Annotated in this window: 17 protein-coding genes; 10 read left to right on the top strand and 7 right to left on the bottom strand. The window is 40.5% G+C overall.

What is annotated here, in order from left to right:
* The first annotated feature begins 378 nt into the window (after positions 1-378).
* The gene (locus tag ACRD64_RS16030) at positions 379-756 is read left to right on the top strand and encodes an endonuclease domain-containing protein (protein ID WP_430934466.1); all 378 of its coding nucleotides are present in this window, start codon (positions 379-381) and stop codon (positions 754-756) included.
* 175 nt (positions 757-931) lie between these two features.
* On the opposite strand, the gene ACRD64_RS16025 is transcribed toward ACRD64_RS16030, so the two are convergent.
* From ACRD64_RS16025 to kdsA, 6 genes are all read right to left on the bottom strand, one after another.
* Positions 932-1,606, bottom strand: coding sequence for a hypothetical protein (locus ACRD64_RS16025; RefSeq protein ID WP_430934465.1), 675 nt, complete (start codon positions 1,604-1,606; stop codon positions 932-934).
* A 192-nt stretch (positions 1,607-1,798) separates the two neighbouring features.
* Positions 1,799-2,554 carry a 3-deoxy-manno-octulosonate cytidylyltransferase gene (kdsB, locus tag ACRD64_RS16020; RefSeq protein WP_430934464.1) on the bottom strand — a complete coding sequence of 252 codons (756 nt, stop codon included), beginning with the start codon at positions 2,552-2,554 and terminating at the stop codon, positions 1,799-1,801.
* A 94-nt stretch (positions 2,555-2,648) separates the two neighbouring features.
* On the bottom strand, positions 2,649-3,737 hold the full coding sequence (locus ACRD64_RS16015; protein ID WP_430934463.1) for an iron-containing alcohol dehydrogenase family protein: 1,089 nt from the start codon (positions 3,735-3,737) through the stop codon (positions 2,649-2,651).
* A gap of 146 nt (positions 3,738-3,883) precedes the next feature.
* Complete coding sequence (locus ACRD64_RS16010) at positions 3,884-5,065, bottom strand: DegT/DnrJ/EryC1/StrS family aminotransferase (RefSeq protein WP_430934462.1); 1,182 nt, start codon at positions 5,063-5,065, stop codon at positions 3,884-3,886.
* A 156-nt stretch (positions 5,066-5,221) separates the two neighbouring features.
* Entirely contained in the window at positions 5,222-6,244 is a 1,023-nt protein-coding gene (locus ACRD64_RS16005) for a transaldolase family protein (protein WP_430934461.1), read from the bottom strand.
* A gap of 23 nt (positions 6,245-6,267) precedes the next feature.
* The gene (gene kdsA / locus ACRD64_RS16000) at positions 6,268-7,101 is read right to left on the bottom strand and encodes a 3-deoxy-8-phosphooctulonate synthase (RefSeq protein WP_430934460.1); all 834 of its coding nucleotides are present in this window, start codon (positions 7,099-7,101) and stop codon (positions 6,268-6,270) included.
* A gap of 424 nt (positions 7,102-7,525) precedes the next feature.
* On the opposite strand from kdsA, the gene hrpB reads away from it, so the two are divergent.
* The 9 genes from hrpB (at position 7,526) to ACRD64_RS15955 (ending at position 18,911) form a co-directional block, all read left to right on the top strand.
* Positions 7,526-9,994, top strand: coding sequence for an ATP-dependent helicase HrpB (hrpB, locus tag ACRD64_RS15995; protein ID WP_430934459.1), 2,469 nt, complete (start codon positions 7,526-7,528; stop codon positions 9,992-9,994).
* 188 nt (positions 9,995-10,182) lie between these two features.
* Entirely contained in the window at positions 10,183-10,338 is a 156-nt protein-coding gene (locus tag ACRD64_RS15990) for a hypothetical protein (protein ID WP_430934458.1), read from the top strand.
* A gap of 258 nt (positions 10,339-10,596) precedes the next feature.
* Positions 10,597-11,358, top strand: a complete 762-nt coding sequence (locus ACRD64_RS15985) for an SCO family protein (RefSeq protein ID WP_430934457.1) — start codon at positions 10,597-10,599, stop codon at positions 11,356-11,358.
* 12 nt (positions 11,359-11,370) lie between these two features.
* Positions 11,371-12,981 carry a cytochrome c oxidase subunit I gene (locus ACRD64_RS15980; protein WP_430934456.1) on the top strand — a complete coding sequence of 537 codons (1,611 nt, stop codon included), beginning with the start codon at positions 11,371-11,373 and terminating at the stop codon, positions 12,979-12,981.
* Between the two features lie 10 nt (positions 12,982-12,991).
* Positions 12,992-13,609, top strand: a complete 618-nt coding sequence (locus tag ACRD64_RS15975; RefSeq protein WP_430934455.1) for a cytochrome c oxidase subunit 3 family protein — start codon at positions 12,992-12,994, stop codon at positions 13,607-13,609.
* Positions 13,610-13,620: 11 nt separating this feature from the next.
* On the top strand, positions 13,621-13,908 hold the full coding sequence (locus ACRD64_RS15970; protein ID WP_430934454.1) for a cytochrome C oxidase subunit IV family protein: 288 nt from the start codon (positions 13,621-13,623) through the stop codon (positions 13,906-13,908).
* 2 nt (positions 13,909-13,910) lie between these two features.
* Positions 13,911-14,864, top strand: a complete 954-nt coding sequence (gene coxB / locus ACRD64_RS15965; protein ID WP_430934453.1) for a cytochrome c oxidase subunit II — start codon at positions 13,911-13,913, stop codon at positions 14,862-14,864.
* Between the two features lie 117 nt (positions 14,865-14,981).
* Positions 14,982-15,842, top strand: a complete 861-nt coding sequence (locus ACRD64_RS15960; RefSeq protein WP_430934452.1) for a protoheme IX farnesyltransferase — start codon at positions 14,982-14,984, stop codon at positions 15,840-15,842.
* Positions 15,843-16,265: 423 nt separating this feature from the next.
* Positions 16,266-18,911: a hypothetical protein gene (locus ACRD64_RS15955; protein ID WP_430934451.1), complete on the top strand. Its 2,646-nt coding sequence runs from the start codon at positions 16,266-16,268 to the stop codon at positions 18,909-18,911.
* Between the two features lie 217 nt (positions 18,912-19,128).
* Here the strand turns inward: ACRD64_RS15955 and fabD are convergent, their stop codons facing one another.
* On the bottom strand, positions 19,129-20,013 hold the full coding sequence (fabD, locus tag ACRD64_RS15950) for an ACP S-malonyltransferase (RefSeq protein ID WP_430934450.1): 885 nt from the start codon (positions 20,011-20,013) through the stop codon (positions 19,129-19,131).
* Positions 20,014-20,202 lie beyond the last annotated feature (189 nt).

Genomic DNA, 20,202 nt, shown 5'->3' with positions numbered 1-20,202 from the left:
AACTCTTTTAATATTGAAATAAATCAGCTTGGATTTGTCCACTTTGTAAAAAAAGCGACTTTTCTTGCCGGCACTAATTAGTGGGGTGGTTGTTTTTTAGTTTTGAGTTTGGTTGTTACAGTTTAAAACCTTCTTGGCTCTTCCCTTTGCCCTTTAAAGGCAAGGGGAAGTACGCCGCAGCAAGCGGTGGGATGGGGATTGATGAATCTTGCAAATCATACACCCCCATCCCTTTTACTGTGTAAAAGTACTTCCCCCAATCTCAGGATTAAGGGAAGAACCAACAACTATATAAATTGATAGATAGCTCTCTACGCTTGAACACCTTATGTTTCTTTTGGGAACTAATTTATATTTTTCCCTACCTTTTAAATAAAAATGAAATCAAACAGCACCAAACTAAAACAATTCAGAAGACACCTAAGAAACAACTCCACTCCGGCCGAAACTGAACTATGGAAATATTTGAAAAACAAACAAGTTAATGGCTTAAGGTTTAGAAGACAGCACCCAATTGGTAACTATATTTTAGATTTTTATTGCGTACAAATTAAATTGGCTATTGAGCTGGACGGCGAAGTACATGTTTACAATGAAGAATACGATTTAAAAAGAGATACGTTTTTGAATGAACAAGGCATATCTGTATTAAGGTATGAAAACAAGTTTGTATTTGAGTTTCTGGAGCAGATATTGGAGGAGATTGAAGAGTTTTATAAGGGCTGGTTAAAAAGGGGAAAAGGACAAGGCAAATAACACCCCATCCCTCTGTCTGCGACAGAGTACTTCCCCAGTCTCAGGATTGAGGGAAGAACCCGAGCTATATAAATTGATAGATAGCTCGCTGCACATAAGGGTTATTTCAATTTAAAGCCCACTTTTTCTTATAATAGAAAAGATGGCTTATTTATAATATCATAACAAAGCATTGTTACTCCACCGGTTCACAAACTGTTTCTATAAGATTACGGTCGTTTAAATACTTTGTATAATCACCCGTGAACTCAATCCGGGTTTCGATGGCATTGGGCAGACTACCTATTAAGCCAACAATCAACTCACATGCTTCTCGAACTCCACCATTACCACCGGTGCTTCCTGTTCTGTAATCGCAGCTTTTATTATCAACCAGGTATTGATTAAAAATAGGATTGGCTTTACGATTAATTTGAAAGCTAGCCCCTACTGTACGGGCCAACTCAACATCCAATATATCATCAAAGAAAAAGGCAATCTCTTCTGGCTTCAAGTTATTTTCTATACAAATTCTATCTAAAGCCCGAACTTTAAATTTACACTTATAGAAAGCTGCATTCATATGTTCACGCTTAGCCAGAAACTGAGCACTACGATTTTCCTCACCCGTAACAACAAAGGTAGCAGGCAATTCACCATTACGCAACCAATAATCCAATTTGAGCATATTAACACCCATAGCATCCGGCTCGGCAAAACTACTTCCTTCGTCACCTACCTTTGAACCATTATTAAACACGCCATCCCAATCAAAGATATAAGCTTTTATTTTTGATAGCTTTTGTTTTAACTCATCAACAGGCCTTATAAACCGTCCCCCGATATTTTCAAATTGGTTTTGAATGTTCATCGTATACAAAATGTTATTAAATTCAAACGAATACAATTTCGGCGCAAGACAAGTTATTACAAATAACAACTTTATAATTGCGCCGATTTATTTCATCAATATACCCAGGACGTTACCTTAGGCTGTTATCTTTTGCCTCCCAAAATGAATTCGAGACAGGCGTTACAGAGCATACTTACAATTTTTAGCAAATCACTTGCCTCTTACCAGTTCATTTGCTTTTTCTAAATCCTCAGGCGTATCAATACACATGGTCTCTTCTAGTTCGGTGATAACGCAGGTAACCGGGAAACCATTTTCGATCCATCGCAACTGCTCCAACGATTCGGCTTTTTCCAGGGTCGACTGCTCCAGCTTAACAATCTCCTTTAAAACATCCATGCGATAAGCATAAATACCTAAATGACGATAGAAGGTCTGATGCTCCATCCACTCATTTTGTTGCACATTACGTAAAAAAGGGATAGGAGCACGACTAAAATAAATACCCTCGCCCCAGTTATTCAACACCACCTTCACCTCACTCTGACTTAACACCTGATCCAAATTTTTTGCTTCTTGCACCAAGGTAGCTATTTGCGTATCCGGATTTTCAAAGGCCGATTTGATATCATTCAATTGAGCTGCCTCAAAAAATGGTTCGTCACCCTGTATATTAACTACCACGTCGGCCTTCACGCCGTACTTCTCTTCAATATTTGCGGCAGCTTCAGCACATCTATCAGTACCACTGGTATGATCTTCTCTTGTCATCACTGCTTTGCCACCAAAAGCCTCCACCGCATCAACAATACGTTGGTCATCGGTGGCCACAAACACATGCTCCAGCCCTTTTAGGCAATTTTCGTACACCCACTGCACCATTGGCTTATCACCAATCATAGCTAATGGTTTGCCAGGCAGGCGGCTCGATGCATAACGACTTGGAATGATTCCTACTATGTTCATTTTCGATTATTAGATAAGAGATAAGAGATAAGGGACAAGAATAAGATACTAAAAAAGTCTATTTTCTAATGTCTGAAGTTCTCTAATCCAAAATTTACATCTTCTTATACAACGCTTTTAACTCTGCTTTTGAAATATGCTTTTCCCACTCAGGACCGAAGGCATTATTCCACATGTGCTCATTCGCCCAAGCCACTTCCACCATTTGGTCGAATTGATCATCGGAACACCCTGCTGTTATTCCACTTGGAATTTCAACACCCTGTAAAATCTGCATTTCTTTAAACAGTTTGTAACCATCCGGATAATATTTCTCCAATTGATTAAATACAATACAGTTGCCAACTCCATGATGCGTTCCCAAAACAACGGCTAATCCGTAGGACAAAGCATGACAAACCCCAACTTGCGCATAAGTAATACTATTACCTCCCATGATGGAAGCTACCATCATTTTTTCGTCAGCTTCAAGTCGGTCAGGATATTTGTTCATAAATACATCTACACAGATTTCATTTGACTTTTCCGCAAAAGCCTTACCCATGGAAGTAATCCAGGTTCCGTTCAAAGACTCCACATTATGGATGTAATTATCCATTCCAGTAAAAAAACGATCCTCATCCGACACTGTTGCCAATAACTCCGGATCGAAAAGCACCTCATTAGGTATAGTATAATCACACTTGATACCCAATTTCTTTTCCGGCCCACTCAACACAGCCGTCATTGAGACCTCGGCTCCCGTGCCGGAAACCGTTGGGATTACGATTGTGTAAATACCTTCGTTTTTGATTTTATCTAAACCTTGATAATCCTTTGAATCGCCTTCGTTGGTCACCATCAAACCTGTTGCTTTGGCATAGTCCATGGTGGTGCCTCCACCCATACCCACCATTACTGCGGGCAATGCAGGCTGATGCGCCAATATCTGGTCGCGATATCGATTTACCAAGGTTGTTTTTGGCTCATCTTTGGTATCAATAAAAAACACAAGGTCTTTTTCCCCGATAGGAAGACGATCCAACGTTTCTTTTTTATCCTGAAAATAATGATCGATCATAAACACGGTCCAATCATTGGTTTCATTTTTTCTTCTATCAATCAATTCGCCCAAATGCTTAAGGTTTCCTTTTCCGAAAGCATAATGACCCGGGTTCACAAAACTTCTAAAATCGTATAGCATAATAATTAGTTCAAAGTTAAAAGTTGAAAGTTGAAAGTTGATTTATATGATCCTTAAAACAAATTCATCCATCAACCACTAATTAATAAAAACCACGAATAATGCATATAATACTATATACTATCATTCGTGGTTAAATTATATATTTATCCTAAAACTTTATCGAAAGCTTTACAGATAGCCTCTAACTGTTCGGGAGTAGTTTTGATGTTCATGTTAACAGAAACCAACCTACCGATTAGATCATATGACTTAGGCAAATCCAGCTTTGTATAATCCTGAGGCTTATCTAAAAACTGCATACCCACAGGGGCGGCCACCTTATACTCAGTCAGGTGTCCCCAGTTTTTAATAAAGTGGTAGTTGTTATCGTACCAATAAGCGGCAGCAACACCTTCAGCACCTAAATCCGCACAAGCTTTCTTTGCTTCCTCTTGTGTTGGCAAAAAGAAATTCAACACAGTAGCCGAATCTCCGTCTTCATCCGGAACATTCCGAAAAACCACCTGAGGGAATTTCTTCAAATAGTCCTTTAGCACTTTTTTGTTGGCACGAAGTCTTTCCAGTATATAATCGATCTTACGGAACTGTGCCAGACCAACAGCGGCATGAAGCTCACTGATACGGTAATTGGTTCCTAATATCGGATGCTCCTCAGCTCCACGGTTGTTCCCAATATGGCTATGGCCATGATCGGACCAGGTATGCGCGGTGTTATAAACACACTCATCGTTAGTCAACACTGCACCGCCTTCTCCAGCAGTAATCAACTTAAAGAAATCGAAAGAATAACAAGCAACCTTACCAAAGGTACCTAACATTTTTCCTTTATAAGATCCTCCCAAAGCCTGAGCAGTATCTTCTATAAGAATGATATTATGCTTGTTACAAACATCAACAATCTCGTCGATTTGAGCCATGGCACCTACCATATGTATCAGCATCACCGCTTTGGTTTTGGGTGTGATGGCAGCTTCAATTGACGCTGCGGACAAACAAAGCGTTTCGTCTATTTCCGCAAATACAGGAACAGCCCCACAGTTAACTACTGCTTCAATTGGCGCAATAAACGTAAACGGAGGAACAATTACCTCATCGCCGGCACCAACACCCACCGAAGCCAATGAAACAGCATCGGCAGCAGTACCGCTCGTAACCATATGACAATATTTAGCACCGTGGTAATCCGCAAATTCTTTTTCAAACTCCTTGGCTTTCCAAATGCCTTTTCTTTGCGCATCGTGGTTATATCTGAATAGAATTCCTGTCTCAAGGACTTCCATTACTTGTTCTCTTTCTTCCTTACCAAATAATTCTGTACCCGGCATTTTCTTAAATTTTTAGATATTAGACAACCCGTTACCGACGGGAGGGAATAATAAAATGTTACACTTCCTTTTTTACGCAATAGGGGCGATTAAAAATAATCACCCCTTATCATATTATAGCTATCCGCTTAGGGATAAAGTAGACTCTTATATATACTAAAGGATTTCTAACTTAACCAAATCCTGTACGTCAACCATTCCAACAGGTTTTCCGTTACTGGTCGCAATGATGTTGTCTACTTGTTTTTCTTTGAATATACCGACAGCTGCATGAAGTTTTTCCTCCATATCAATTGAAATAGGCATCTTCATTTCAAAATCGCTCATCTTCATGGTCAAGATCTTCTCTCCGTTAATATTCATATGACGACGCAAATCTCCATCCGTAAATATTCCCTTAAGATTACCTTCTGCATCAACAACAGAAACCGCACCAGTAGCATACTTAGTCATTTCGACAGTAGCATCGGTTACTTTGGCATCCAAACCAATAGTTGGGTTTTTGCTTCCAATAATCTCACCTACCTTCATGGTCATTTGGCGAGTATGGTTTACAAACTGCTGCGTTCCAATCTCAGTAAAGTTATTGTTGTTCAGGTTCTTCATTATCTTCCAAGGAATGGTGATATTTTGCGCACCTAATTCAATGGCGTTTTTAATGTGCTCCGGGTAACGTACCGACGAGAACATGATTTTTGTATTGTAGTTATATTTGTCAACTAACTTGACACAATCATCAACCAGCTTCAAGGCATCATAACCCTGATCCTGCATACGACCCACCAATACACAAACGTATGTAGCGCCAGCGGCCATGGCCATATACGCTTGCTGAATATTGTAAACCAAGTGAATATTCACCATCATATCTTCGTCGCGAAGCATTTTACAGGCTTTAGCCGCAACCAACGAAGCTGGTATCTTAAATACAGTTTTCTTTTTATCTAAACCTAAGCTCAATAAACGCTTAGCCTCAGCAACAATTTCCTCGGCAGTATCCCCTAACGCTTCAATCATTAGTACAGGTACCATTTTCGATAGCTTTACAATAGCGGCATCGATATCGGTAATACCGTGTCTGTGCATAAAAGTTGGCGTGGTAGTTAAACCATCAATAAAGCCTAACTTAAACGCTTCTTCAATTTCATTAATGTCAGCAGAATCAAGATATAATTCCATGATAAAATATTTGTATGGTGATATTAAACTTCTGTTCTTGTTTGTTTCTCAATATTGTGAATGTCAATCAAAGGCTTTAAGAATTCCTCTAACTGATCCAATGGGTACTGACTCGCCGCATCACATAGTGCGTTTGTGCAATCAGGATGCGCTTCAATAAATATTCCATCGATACCAGCAGCAACCCCTGCCCGGGCAATGGGCCCCAGGTACTGACGTGTTCCTCCGCTAGGATCGGAACTAGGAATACCATAACGACGAATACAATGTGTAATATCGAATACAACAGGGTACCCCGTTTGTTGCATTTCATAAAAACTACGTGGATCTACAATCAAATCATTGTAACCGAATACATAACCTCGTTCAGTTACCATGATATTTTTGTTGCCAAAGTGTTCTATTTTCCGAACCGGCTTAATCATGTTTTCCGGAGCCAAAAACTGACCGTGCTTTACGTTGATGGCCTTACCTGTTTTAGCGGCTGCGGTTACCAGCGAAGTCTGCATGCAGAGATAGGCGGGAATCTGGATTACATCCAATACATCGGCAGCAGCTTTTACTTCAGCCTCTTGATGAACATCCGAAATAACCGGCACGTCAAAGGAATTTTTAACTTTTTCGAGCATTTTTAAACCTTCTTCCAATCCAGGTCCATGATAATATTCAACCGAGCTACGATTATCTTTGATATAAGATGATTTAAAAATAAAAGGAAGGTCGAGTTTTTCTGCTATTGTTTTCAACTTCTCCGCCGTTTCCATCATGATCGATTCCTTCTCAATCACACACGGACCAGCTATCAGGAAAAGCTTGTCTTTGCCAAACTCCTGTTGGCCAACTTTAATATTCTTCATGCGTTGTATTTGCCTTTTTTATTTTCAGCGAAAATAATGAGGATTATTGAATTAAACACGATGAATTGTCATGTATTTCAACATCCCGGATTATTTTATTGTGAAGTTTTACCCCGGAAGCATCAGCTTCTACGGAATATTAGACAATCCTGTTTTAACAAACACGTACTTCAAAATAAAAAAATCGGCGGCTAAATTAGTAAATAGTTGTTAGATAAATGAGAATTGATTCAGATATGTGAAAACGATGAATGGAACAGGATTAATTGATGGTGAAACGAAAGGCAACAATTCAACCTTCTTATCCTCCTTTAGCGGCAATGATTTAGACTTGTTCCAGAAGATATTTTAAACAATTGCCCTTTGGCCAATCAACTAGCAACTTTTCCTTACCTTTGCACTCCATTTTTAAAGATGTATTGCCTTGAGTTTTGATGCCAGAAAAACCGGTTTACCGGTTGTTGAGATTATTGAAGATGTAAAAAAGGGACTATCCAAAGAAAACACATTGATAGTTCACGCACCAGCGGGAGCGGGAAAGAGTACGCTTTTACCATTGGTTTTGATGAATGAACAATGGCTGAAAGGCAAAAAAATAATCATGCTCGAACCTCGGCGATTGGCTGCAAAAACCATTGCCATAAGAATGGCCGATTTATTGGGTGAGAAAGTAGGCGAATCGATTGGTTATAGAATCAGATTCGACAACTGTGTATCTGACAAAGTCAGGGTGGAAGTGGTTACCGAAGGAATTCTGACAAGAATGCTTCAATCGGACAATGCGCTTGAGAATGCTGGCATGGTGATATTCGACGAGTTTCACGAACGTAGTTTATTTGCCGACGTGGCCCTGGCATTGGCGCGAGAATCACAACAAGTTCTCCGTCCCGACTTGCGCATCATGATTATGTCGGCCACTTTGGATTTGCCTAAACTATCGGCTTTGCTGGAAGCGGAAATTGTAGAAAGCAAAGGAAGACAATATCCGGTTGAGATAAAATACGAGGGTGATGCCGATTTGATGATGTTACCAGAATTGACCGCACGATTGGCGAAAAAAGCGGTTGACAATGAGCAGGGGGACGTACTTATATTTTTGCCTGGAGAAGCCGAGATCAGAAAAACGGAAGCTATTTTAAAAAGGAGTCTTTCCCAAATTGCCATTCACCCGTTATACGGTCAACTTACACCCAACAAACAATTTGCGGCTATCATGCCGGATAAAAACGGAAAACGCAAGGTAGTCCTGGCCACTTCCATTGCTGAAACCAGCTTGACCATCCAGGGTGTTAAAGTGGTGATTGATTCCGGGTTTGGCCGAACCATGAGGTTTGATCCCAACTCAGCACTTTCAAAATTGGTTACTGTTGAAATCACCAAAGACGCTGCCGACCAGAGAACAGGCAGGGCCGGCCGTTTAGAAACCGGGGTGTGTTACAGAATGTGGAGCAAGGCCACCCAAAACAGACTAAGAGAACATCGAACCCCGGAAATTTTGGAAGCCGATTTGGCTTCATTGGTTCTGGATTTGGCTGCTTGGGGAATATCTGATCCTAACGAGCTAATTTGGTTAACCCCTCCACCTAAAGGTGCCATCCTCCAAGCTACGGATTTACTGCATCAGTTGGATGCCCTGGAAAATGGCAGAATTACAAAACATGGAGAAAAAATAAATTCTCTCCCCTGCCATCCGCGAATTGCACATATGTTGCTTATGGCCAAAGAGGAGGGCTTCGCAGATGTGGCAACTGATCTGGCGGCTATTTTGGAAGAGCGAGATCCTCTGGATAAAGAAAGCGGCGTTGACATCAACCTGCGGGTGGAAGCTTTGCGAAAAAGCAGAAAAGGAATCATCTCCAATAGAATACTAAGCAGAATAGAAAAAATAGCTGCTCAATATCGAAAGTTATTAAACATTGAAGTGGACAACAATTCTGTTGACCCTTTTGAAACAGGTTTACTTTTGGTACATGCATATCCCGAAAGGATTGCCCATGCAAAACCGGGCAATAATGCTCAATTTAAATTAGCCAATGGTGCCATTGCCGCTGCGGGACATAAAGACGACCTGGCGCATGAACCCTGGCTGGCCATCGCAAACCTAAATATGAGGGATGCCGTTGGCAAAATATTTATGGCATCCCCGCTTAACCCAAGAGACCTGGCTCCTCTGGTTAAAGAAAAGGAACAGGTAGAATGGGACACCAAGCGAGGCGGTTTTATAGCGGAGAAGAACTTATGCATTGGACATATTGTACTACAATCCAAACCGCTGCAAGAATTTGATGAAGAACAGAAGATTTCGGCTATCTCAAAAGCTATTGCCAAAGAAGGAGCGCACCTGTTGGATTGGAACACAGACGTAACACAATGGCAAAACAGGGTTTTAAGCCTTCGAAAATGGAATCCATCTGATAATTGGCCTGATGTGAGTACATCATCTTTACTTGAAGACAACAAAGAATGGCTTGGCCCTTATCTAACCCAAATAAAAAGGCCGGAAGATCTAAAAAAGATGGGTTTAAAATCCGTGCTTCAACATCACCTGGATTTTAAACAACAGCAACTAATAGATGCATTAGCTCCTGAATCAATACAAGTCCCCACAGGTTCAAAAATAAAAATACAATACCATGCCAATGGGGAAGCTCCCGTTTTAGCCGTTCGATTGCAAGAGATTTTCGGATGGCAAGAAACACCAACCGTTAACAGGGGCAAGATAGGTTTACTGATGCACCTTTTATCCCCTGGCTATAAACCCGTTCAAATAACTTCGGACCTTAACAGTTTTTGGAACCATGCTTATTTTGAAGTAAAAAAGGAATTAAAGGCAAGATACCCCAAGCATAAGTGGCCGGAAAATCCCTTAAAAGCTGAACCCAACAGAAAGTAGGACATTAGTAACCCTCAAGCCCAGCTAATATCTTCATATATTAAAATATTGTGTTTTATACATGAGAATATCCATCAACAAACAATAATATCTTTCTTATTTTAACATAACAGTCTTGACATCAGCATACCACTATCTTAAATTTGTATATGAAGGTAATTCCTAATATTTAATTTAAACATCTGCTTATGTCACACGATAGATCGCTTCACGATGGCAAGAAAAAGAAGAATGCCCAGAAATCATTAAAGGAAAGACGTGCTGAGAAAAAGCTTAAACGCGAGACTACACTTCACGCCAGAAAACCGAGAAGCAACAAATCATTACTGGAAAAAATTAAGTAGTAGCGCCTTAAAAAGTATAGAATTAGATCGATGTAGCCTGTTTAGTTTAAGCAGGCTATTTTTTCATCATAATGGATTGGATTGTAAAATGATTAGGCATTCATATAAAACTAAACATTATCCGAACTTTGTTGTTAAGGTAAGTGAAAAAGAATCACGCTTTGTTGCCTTAATCTCACATACTGCCATCCTAAAACTAATTTAAACGCACGAAGGCAATAGGGTATGTAATATTTTACAATTTTTAAAGAATAAAGTATGAAGCACCTTATCATTCTATGCCTATTGCTGTGTACTCTTCTACCCTCCCAAGCGGAAGAGATCAAAAAAATCGGCGTAATCGAACACTTGGATGAATATATTCCAAACGATATTGAAGTCATCAATATTGAAGGAGACACGGTATTGTTAAGCTCCATTGTCAAAGATAAACCCACGGTTTTAAACTTTGTTTATTATAGATGCCCGGGCGTTTGCACTCCTTTAATGGATGGAATTGCCGAAGTAGTAAATCTATCTGACATGGATCTGGGGGAAGATTACCAAATAATTACCGTAAGTTTTGACTACAAAGAAGACCATGTGTTGGCCAAAAAGAAACGCAACAACTATTCTTTGACCGTTGAGAAAGATGGATTCGAGAATGGATGGCTATTCTTTACAGCTGACAGCGCCAATGTGGCCAAGCTGACCAACGCTACCGGGTTTTCTTACAAAAGAACCGGTAATGATTTTATTCATACCGCCGGATTAGTCTTGCTAAGTCCGGAGGGTAAAATAACACGCTATCTGAACGGCACCTATTTTCTTCCTTTCGAGCTTAAGCTAGCGGTTATCGAAGCCTCCAAAGGCATCCCGGGACCAACGGTCAACCGTATATTACAGTTTTGTTACAGTTACGACCCGGTGGGACAATCGTACGTGCTGAACATTACCAAAATGGCTGGGATACTAATAATTGTTATAGCCGGACTGGTGCTTTTTGTACTAACCGTTAAACCTAAAAGAAGAACAACTTAATTCACGCCACATATGTCACAAGAAGAATTGAACCAAACTTATGTTAGCTTTAGGGACGAGAAAGGTAAATACAAAGGGCTGTTCGCCTGGATATTTTCTACCGACCATAAACGAATAGGATTACTTTATCTATATTCCATTATCTCCTTTTTTCTTACTGGAGTTCTGCTTGGCATAGCTATGAAATTGGAGTTGCTGGCACCAGGGAAAACAGTAATGGACCCGGCAACTTATAATGCCGTTTTCACCCTGCATGGTGTCATCATGATATTTTTGGTGGTGATACCGGGACTACCGGCTATATTTGGCAACTTCCTTCTGCCCATAATGATTGGCGCTAAGGATGTGGCTTTTCCCAAACTCAACCTATTGTCGTGGTGGGTATATGTCTTAGGTGCCATTATTGCTTTGTCCTCATTATTTATGGCTGGCGGACCTCCTGACACGGGCTGGACTTTTTATGCTCCATATAGTTTTAAAACCAACACCAATATGTTACCTGCTGTCCTGGGAGCTTTCATACTGGGTTTCTCATCCATATTAACAGGAATCAACTTTATTGTAACTATCCACCGGCTTAGAGCGCCCGGTATGACCTGGTTTAAGATGCCTTTGTTTCCCTGGACATTATACGGAACAGCTTGGATACAGATATTGGCCACTCCGATAGTAGGTATTACGTTACTAATGATTGTTGGAGAAAGAGTTTTGAACATCGGTTTTTTTGACCCTGCCTTAGGCGGAGACCCTATCTTGTACCAACATTTATTTTGGATCTACTCGCACCCTGCTGTTTACATAATGATATTACCCGCCATGGGCGCCATTTCCGAAATCATTCCCACCTTTGCCAATAAATCAATATTTGGATATAAAGCCATTGTATTTTCAACCTTGGCCATTGCTTTTGTGGGGTACTTTGTATGGGGCCATCACATGTTTACTTCCGGCATGAGCGGAACAGCATTGTACGCCTTTTCACTGCTGACATTTATTGTTGCAATACCAAGTGCCATAAAAGTTTTTAACTGGGTAAGCACATTGCACAAGGCCTCTATTCAATTGGAACCTCCGTTTTTTTGGGCCGCATCCTTTTTGTTTGTTTTTATGATTGGTGGATTGTCGGGATTGGCCTTGGGAGCTCTTTCGCTAAACGTTCACTTGCACGATACAGCCTTTGTAGTAGCTCATTTCCACTTTATCGTATTTGGGGGTGTTGGTTTCGCTTTCATGGGCGCTATCCATTACTGGTTTCCCAAAATTTGGGGACGCATGTATAACAACCGGCTGGCCACAACAGGATGGTTATTCTTCTTTATTGGATTTTGCACACTCTATCTCCCCATGTTCTTTTTAGGGATGACTGGTATGCCACGTCGTTATTACGACTATGTAGAACGCTTTCATGGGCCTAACATTGTTTCTACCATTGGGTCCTGGGTGCTTTTTATCGGATTGATGATTATTCTCTACAATTTAGTTCGTTCCGCTAAAAATGGTGCTATTGCCACAAAAAATCCTTGGGGAGGGCGGACCCTGGAATGGACTGTTGAATCTCCCCCTACACTAGAGAATTTTGAAGAAATACCAGTGGTAAAAAAAGGCCCTTACGATTACAGCTAAAAACTAAACTATGGATACAAGCGCAACAATTCAGCATGTTCACCGCGACGACGAGGCCTCCAAACTTGGGATGTGGTTATTTATTTTTACCGAACTACTACTTTTTGCAGGTTTATTTATCGTTTACGGGGTGTACCGTTATTTAAATCCACAGGCCTTCCATTTGGCAGCCCAACAATTAAGCATTACCGTTGGAAGCATTAATACCATTATCCTGCTGGTGAGTAGTGCCACCATTGCTATGGCCAGCTCGGCCATACGTCTGAAAAACAAAAAGCTCACATTAGGATTATTGATGGTTACACTACTGATGGCTCTTTTTTTTATGGTCAACAAGTACTTTGAGTGGAAAGGTAAATTTGAACATGGTTTTTTCCCCAGCAGCGAGACGCTTCAAGGGCTGGGTAATGGTGATACTTTATTTTTCGGTTTATACTTTTTTATGACCGGACTTCACGCATTACACATCCTGGTTGGGATTATTCTTATCACCATTGTTTTTGTTAGAGTAAATAACAATACCTTAACGGATGACAACCCGGTTTTACTTGACAACTCGGGCTTATACTGGCACCTGGTTGACTTGATATGGATTTTCCTTTTCCCATTATTTTACCTCCTCACATAAATTTTTAAGGCATGGATAAACATAGTGATTCACATATCGTCCCATATAAAGTATACCTTAAGGTACTTGCGGCATTAATTACCCTCACGTTAATTTCCGTTGCCGTAACACAAATAGAATTCGGCAAATTAACAGTATTTGTTGCGTTACTATTGGCATCTATTAAATCAATATTGGTATTGATATATTTTATGCACCTGAAATTTGACAATAAAATATTGCAAATTTTTGTTCCTGCCATTTTTATATTGGTGGGACTGGTCATTTTAATCACATTCCTGGACTATAATTTCCGCTAGCTATGATTGAAACGAATACAAATAACGCCTCTAACTTTGTTGAACAGGTAGATTCTACCTTTGTTTTTATTTTTGGTATCTCGTTGTTTTTTCTGTTGGGTATTACTATCGTGATGGTATATTATATTATCCGGTACAGAAAAAGTAAAAATGCCGTAGCTACCCAGATTGAGGGAAACAACACGCTAGAGGTCGTATGGACTGTGATCCCAACTATTCTAGTTGTGATTATGTTTTATTATGGCTGGTCGGGTTGGCGTTTCCAGAAGGATGCACCAGAAGATGCGATACCTATTAAAACAATCGCCCGCATGTGGAGCTTTTCTTTCCAGTATGAAAACGGAAAGATTACGGATACACTATTTGTACCAAAAAACAAGGCCGTTAAGCTGGATTTAATCGCACAAGACGTACTTCACAGCTTATACATCCCGGCTTTCAGGCTAAAGCAAGATATGGTTCCGGGTAAAGAAGACATAGTTTGGTTTGAATCAGGAAAGGAGGGTGAGTATGAAATATTTTGTGCCGAATATTGCGGACTAAGACATTCATATATGAAATCGGTGGTCATAGTGATGCCACAAAAGGAATTTGAGGAATGGAATAAGGTAGATTCAGCTGCAATTGCTAACATAAATCCAGAAACCGCCATGCGTATAGCCGCACAAGGTATTTTAAGAAAATATGGTTGTAATGCTTGCCACACATCCGACGGTTCTAAGTTGGTTGGACCATCCTATAAAAACATATTGGGCAGATCCAGAATTGTAATAAAAGATGGGCAGGAGATAGAGATACAAGCCGACGAAGATTACATCCGGCGTTCAATTTATGATCCCAATGTCGAAGTCGTAAAAGGGTATGACAAAGGTTTGATGATATCCTATAAAGACCAGGTATCGGAAGATGAGATAAAGCAACTCATCCAATACTTTGAGTCATTATCGAGTAATTAATAGTGATCGGTTAAAAAAGAAATACATAAAGAGCCCTGGCCTATGCATTGCGCATAGCACTTCCTTTAAAAAAGTGGCATGGCTGATTTGCATGGCAGTTCAATTAATTCTTGAATCATGGTTAATTTTAAAGCAATACGAACATTTGGGAAATTCTCCATATCCGTTCCCATAGCGCTTACTGCCTATGCCGGATATGTTTTATTTGACGAGCGACTTTCGTGGGACGGACTTTTGGCAGCATTGGGGATATTTTTCCTTTCTGCCGGAGCATCAGCCATTAATCAATTGCAAGAAATTCCGCGGGATGCCAAGATGGCCCGCACTCAGAATAGACCTTTGCCCGCTGGAACAATGACCAAGAACCTTGCCATCGCCATCATCCTTCTGTTTACGGCAGCCGGCACATGGTGTTTGTATTTTTTTGGGTGGCAAGCCGTACTTTGGGGATGGATTGGGCTGTTCTGGTATAATGTCATTTATACCCCTATGAAAACACGCAGTGCTTTCTCGGTATTTCCGGGGGCTATTGTTGGCGCTATTCCTCCTATTGCAGGATGGGTTGCGGCAGGTGGCTCAATAATTGATGCCCGAATTCACTTCGTGGCCTTTTTCTTTTTTCTTGGACAGATGCCTCACTTTTGGCTATTGGTGCTTAAATATAAAGAACAATATAAAAAGGCGGGCTTTCCGGTAATTACTGATGTCTTATCTAAAAAGCAGGTGGTCAGAATTAACTTAATCTGGTTTCTGGCCACTTATATTTCAGCTCTGTTTCTTCCTGTCTTCGAACTGGTAGGCCACCAAGGTATTGTTTGGCCGCTGACCGTATCATGCATCGCTATGATGGTTTGGTCATTGCACATCACTTTAAAAGCCAACAAAGAGGGGCATTCATCTCACCTTAGAAAGATGTTTGTTTACTTTAATTCCTTTTATCTTTGGGTGATGATATTGATTTATGTGGACAAAATTTGATTAGTCTTTGCAAAAAACGTCCATATCTCCAATATAATAGAGTTTATTTGTACGCTTCTACCTGTTGCATCCAATACTCATAATAATGATCAGGATTCACAACGATGGTTTCCTTTTAAAGATGTCAGCCGAAACCTTCTTTTGTATCCTTCGAGATATCATAGCCTATACTTTCATCTATTTCAAATAGATTATCATTCCCGATTTCATTCCGAAAGTATTATCCTAAAATTGTCATTAGACTTCATTTAAGTGTCTATTCGATTACAATCGAAAAACATTATACTTTTCTTCGATTTGGAGCATATCACAATATGTCCGTAAAATTAGGATTAGATTTACGGAACACTTTTTGTTTTATGCATTTTCCCGATATCTTTATGCAAAAAATAAAACTAAAGCTACAAACTAAAAAATAAGACAATGAAGAGTTTTCTTATCTTAACTATTGCAGCAATATTTATAGCCACATGCACCTATGCACAAACTACAGAAAAAGATCCTTTTGAGCGCATGAACAAAGCATACGAGGCCAGGATGCAGCGTATGGAGCAGGATTATGCACGGAAAATGGAACGCATGCAAAAGGAGTACGAATCCAAAATAAAGAGGATGAATACGGCCTTTGAGAGCTACTTGAAACGAGGGTTTAAGGAAGTAGAACAAACAGAAAAGGAAGTAAAACCCGTTGAGGTCCCTAAACCTGTTGATCAACCAAAGTTTGAACCAACCAGCACAGTAAAAACACCCACCCCATTCAAAAAAGTGCCAGCGCCTGTTGCACCAAAAGTAGTTTTAGAAGATGCCCCAGCCTATTCCATTGCCCCCATCGTTGCCACCCCGGAAGGGATGGACGAATATAAACAAGCTTTGACGGTGGATTTTTTCGGAAGCATGGTAAATTTATATGTGGACAAAAGAACCCGGAACCTCAACCTTTCCTCCGTTAAACCCAAGGACTTTGCGAGTTATTGGGACGACTTTACTGCCACTCACTATCAAATCTACATTGAATCCTTGGTAAACTATGCCCAGAAAACCAACCTAAACGACTGGGGTATTTATCAACTGATAGACAAATCTTCAAAAAAACTGTTTACTTCGGCCAACAACCAGGATATGTGGAAGTGGGCTATGCTCAACCAGGCAGGCTACCAGGCCAAAATTGGCTACAGCGGTAGCACCGTATGTTTGATGTTACCTTTTATGCAGCAAGTATTCGAGAAACCTTATTACAGCATTGCAGGAACCAACTACTACCTGATAGACGATAAGTTGGGCAAGAAAAATATTTTTACCTACGAGGATAACTTTGACGGTGCCGCTAAAAAAATTGACCTGCACTTGCCTTACAGCTTAAATTTTACAGAAAATTCAAATACCGTTACCAAAACCACCAAATTACCCAAAGAGAATGAATCTCTAAAACTTCAAATGGATAAAACCACAATGGCATTTTTGGCCAGTTATCCGCAAACGGACAATATCGTTTATTTAAATGCCGCCATGTCGGGTTCTGTGAAGGATGACTTGTACGAATACATCCAACCTCGCATCAATGGGCTGACTGAAACTGAAGCAGTGACTTATCTATTAAACTATCTGCACAATTCGTTTGAATACAAAACCGACCGCGACCAGTTTGGGAAAGAAAAAATGTTTTTCCCCGATGAGATTTTCTATTATCCGTATTCCGATTGCGAAGACAGAACTGTATTGTTTACCCGGTTGGTCAATGATTTGTTGGGATTAGATGTGGTGGCCTTAACTTATTTTAGTCATATGGCAGCGGCCGTTTCATTTACCCACCCCGTTGAAGGTTACAATTTTGACGTTGCGGGTCAAACCTATACCATTTGCGACCCCACCTACATCAATGCTCCTATAGGTTCCGTAATGCCTGAATATGAAGGCTACAAACCGTTGGCTATTAAAATCAACAACAATAACCAGATGGGAAATATCTGGCAGATGATTGCTAAATCGGTCGAAAAAAACAACGAGGGCAAAATTTTTATTAGCGACCGTAAAATGTCGGATAATGGGAAATATATTGTCTCAGGATGGTTTTCTGACCAAGTGAACATTGGAGACAGAAGCTATCGTGCAGCTTCGGAAACCCGGGATTTATGGTTTGCGACCTATAGTGAAAAAGGGAAATTGGAGTGGTTCCAGCCCCTTCAATGCTCCGATTATGGTTTTACCCAGGCTTTTAATGTAGGTAAGCAAGGCAACGTTTATGCTTTAATAAACTATGCCGGCTCCCTTAATATGAATCAGCGCAGACTGTGCGCAAGCGAAACACCTGCACACCTGATTCTTGGATTATCAACCCGTGGGCAACCCATCCTAACCGAGAACATCAACTTTGAAGTGCCGGAAGGCAAAAAGCTGGCTTTTTACGGCAAATATCGTCCTGATGGCACTAAGATTGATTTGCTATCTTTCCCCACCGATAAGGTTCGTTTTGCCTCAAAAATCACGGTAGATTCCAAAAACGAAGTAGTTGTTCGGGGTATCGTCGGAGAGGTGGAAGGACTTACCAAAGATGTACCTATCACCCTATCGAGTGCCACATACAGCGCCGAAGATCAATTAGAGTCGTACCTTAATAATTATAAAATTGCTAATGTAAACCGACATATGGCCAGCTTGTTTGCCGCCATTAAACTGCTATCTCAAAACGGTGGGAGTATGTCAGGATTAACAGTTCGTAACCTGCTTCAGAAAAACAACCCCGGTTTCAGAAAAGAAAACCCTGATGTGTACAAAGGTTTATTGAGTATGCAGTTTGTTGGCAATAAAGGTGGTATAGTACAAGTGGAAACTTATAAAGGTAAAAACGTTTCTCTTTTCTCCATGCGTATCAAGAACAATAGCAATATGCAAATTGTGGAGACCGATACGGATGAATACCAACTTAAATTTTTAAATGGTGTATCCGTAGGAAAAGCAATCGTTTGGTATAACCTCAATTCCTTAACTCTCAGCACTAATGGCAATATGTTATTTGATTACGATGACGACCACACCAAAAAGAAGGTGAGTATTGACGAGATTGTGAATTAGTGCTTAGTATTTGTTCCATTATCCAAACCATAAAATAGAACACGGTCCAAAAGCAGCACAACATCTTGTTTTGAAGCAATTTCAGGGTATAATGCGTGCCAGCCTGCAGGCTGGGATTTCCTAATGCATATGGCGGGTTTAATTATCCAGTAAAAAAAACCGAAAGCACATCTGTACTTTCGGTTTTTTAATTTTATAAGGTTATCCGTTTAATCTCTTATAAGCTGCTGACTCCTGCAACCTCCATTTTTCGGTCCACCTTTTTAACCAATCCTTGCAATACTTTACCAGGACCAACTTCAGTAAACGATGTAGCTCCGTCGGCAATCATGTTCTGAACCGTTTGCGTCCATTTAACCGGGGCTGTCAACTGAGCCACCAGGTTTTCTTTAATTTGGGCAGGGTCGGTAAACGGCGTTGCGCTTACATTTTGATAAACCGGGCAAACAGGAGCGTTGAACTCTGTTGCTTCAATAGCGGCGGCTAACTCAGTGCGCGCAGGCTCCATCAATGGAGAGTGAAAAGCGCCCCCCACCGGAAGTTTGATAGCTCTTTTGGCTCCTTTTTCTGTCAACACCTCACAGGCCTTGTCAATTCCTGCAAACGAACCGGAAATAACCAATTGACCCGGACAGTTGTAATTGGCAGCAACAACAATCTCATCGATGCTTCCGCACACCTCCTCAACAATAGCATCTTCCAATCCTACAATAGCAGCCATTGTTGAAGGCTCTGCTTCGCAAGCTTTTTGCATAGCCAGTGCACGCTGAGAAACCAATTTTAAACCATCCTCAAACGACATGGCGCCCGCAGCTACAAGCGCGCTAAACTCACCCAGTGAGTGACCTGCAGTCATTTCCGGTTTAAAATCGCTACCCATTGTTTTAGCTAGCAAAACAGAGTGTAAAAATATAGCAGGCTGAGTAACTTTGGTTTGTTTCAGGTCTTCGTCGGTACCTTCAAACATTAAATCAGTAATTCTGAAACCCAAGATTTCGTTCGCCTTCTCAAAAAGCGCTTTAGCTTCTTCTGAATTTTCGTATAGGTCTTTTCCCATACCAACAAACTGGGCACCTTGCCCAGGAAATACAAATGCCTTCATACAATTTACGTTATTTCTATATGCATGTTGCATATAGTTGCGTTCGATTAATTCTGGTTATTGTTTTAACTTAATTGCTTGTTTCCCTAGTCATTCTGTAAGGCAGGGGAATTAAGTTGTAAAATTTATCTCACATGATAATTTGCGCAAATATAGTAAAAAAGCAACACTCGCGAACCTTAGGCCACA

Source organism: Saccharicrinis sp. 156, from assembly GCF_050589685.1.
In the GTDB taxonomy this organism is placed as follows: Bacteria; Bacteroidota; Bacteroidia; order Bacteroidales; family Marinilabiliaceae; genus Saccharicrinis.
The sequence above is the reverse complement of the archived record's forward strand: the minus strand, read 5'-3'. Positions and strand labels throughout refer to the sequence as shown.

Excerpts from the sequence above, each read along its gene's own strand:
- ACRD64_RS16030 (WP_430934466.1), top strand. The coding sequence starts at position 379 with ATGAAATCAAACAGCACCAAACTAAAACAATTCAGAAGACACCTAAGA.
- ACRD64_RS16025 (WP_430934465.1), bottom strand. The coding sequence starts at position 1,606 with ATGAACATTCAAAACCAATTTGAAAATATCGGGGGACGGTTTATAAGG.
- kdsB (WP_430934464.1), bottom strand. The coding sequence starts at position 2,554 with ATGAACATAGTAGGAATCATTCCAAGTCGTTATGCATCGAGCCGCCTG.
- ACRD64_RS16015 (WP_430934463.1), bottom strand. The coding sequence starts at position 3,737 with ATGCTATACGATTTTAGAAGTTTTGTGAACCCGGGTCATTATGCTTTC.
- ACRD64_RS16010 (WP_430934462.1), bottom strand. The coding sequence starts at position 5,065 with ATGCCGGGTACAGAATTATTTGGTAAGGAAGAAAGAGAACAAGTAATG.
- ACRD64_RS16005 (WP_430934461.1), bottom strand. The coding sequence starts at position 6,244 with ATGGAATTATATCTTGATTCTGCTGACATTAATGAAATTGAAGAAGCG.
- kdsA (WP_430934460.1), bottom strand. The coding sequence starts at position 7,101 with ATGAAGAATATTAAAGTTGGCCAACAGGAGTTTGGCAAAGACAAGCTT.
- ACRD64_RS15990 (WP_430934458.1), top strand. The coding sequence starts at position 10,183 with ATGTCACACGATAGATCGCTTCACGATGGCAAGAAAAAGAAGAATGCC.
- ACRD64_RS15985 (WP_430934457.1), top strand. The coding sequence starts at position 10,597 with ATGAAGCACCTTATCATTCTATGCCTATTGCTGTGTACTCTTCTACCC.
- ACRD64_RS15980 (WP_430934456.1), top strand. The coding sequence starts at position 11,371 with ATGTCACAAGAAGAATTGAACCAAACTTATGTTAGCTTTAGGGACGAG.
- ACRD64_RS15975 (WP_430934455.1), top strand. The coding sequence starts at position 12,992 with ATGGATACAAGCGCAACAATTCAGCATGTTCACCGCGACGACGAGGCC.
- ACRD64_RS15970 (WP_430934454.1), top strand. The coding sequence starts at position 13,621 with ATGGATAAACATAGTGATTCACATATCGTCCCATATAAAGTATACCTT.
- coxB (WP_430934453.1), top strand. The coding sequence starts at position 13,911 with ATGATTGAAACGAATACAAATAACGCCTCTAACTTTGTTGAACAGGTA.
- ACRD64_RS15960 (WP_430934452.1), top strand. The coding sequence starts at position 14,982 with ATGGTTAATTTTAAAGCAATACGAACATTTGGGAAATTCTCCATATCC.
- ACRD64_RS15955 (WP_430934451.1), top strand. The coding sequence starts at position 16,266 with ATGAAGAGTTTTCTTATCTTAACTATTGCAGCAATATTTATAGCCACA.
- fabD (WP_430934450.1), bottom strand. The coding sequence starts at position 20,013 with ATGAAGGCATTTGTATTTCCTGGGCAAGGTGCCCAGTTTGTTGGTATG.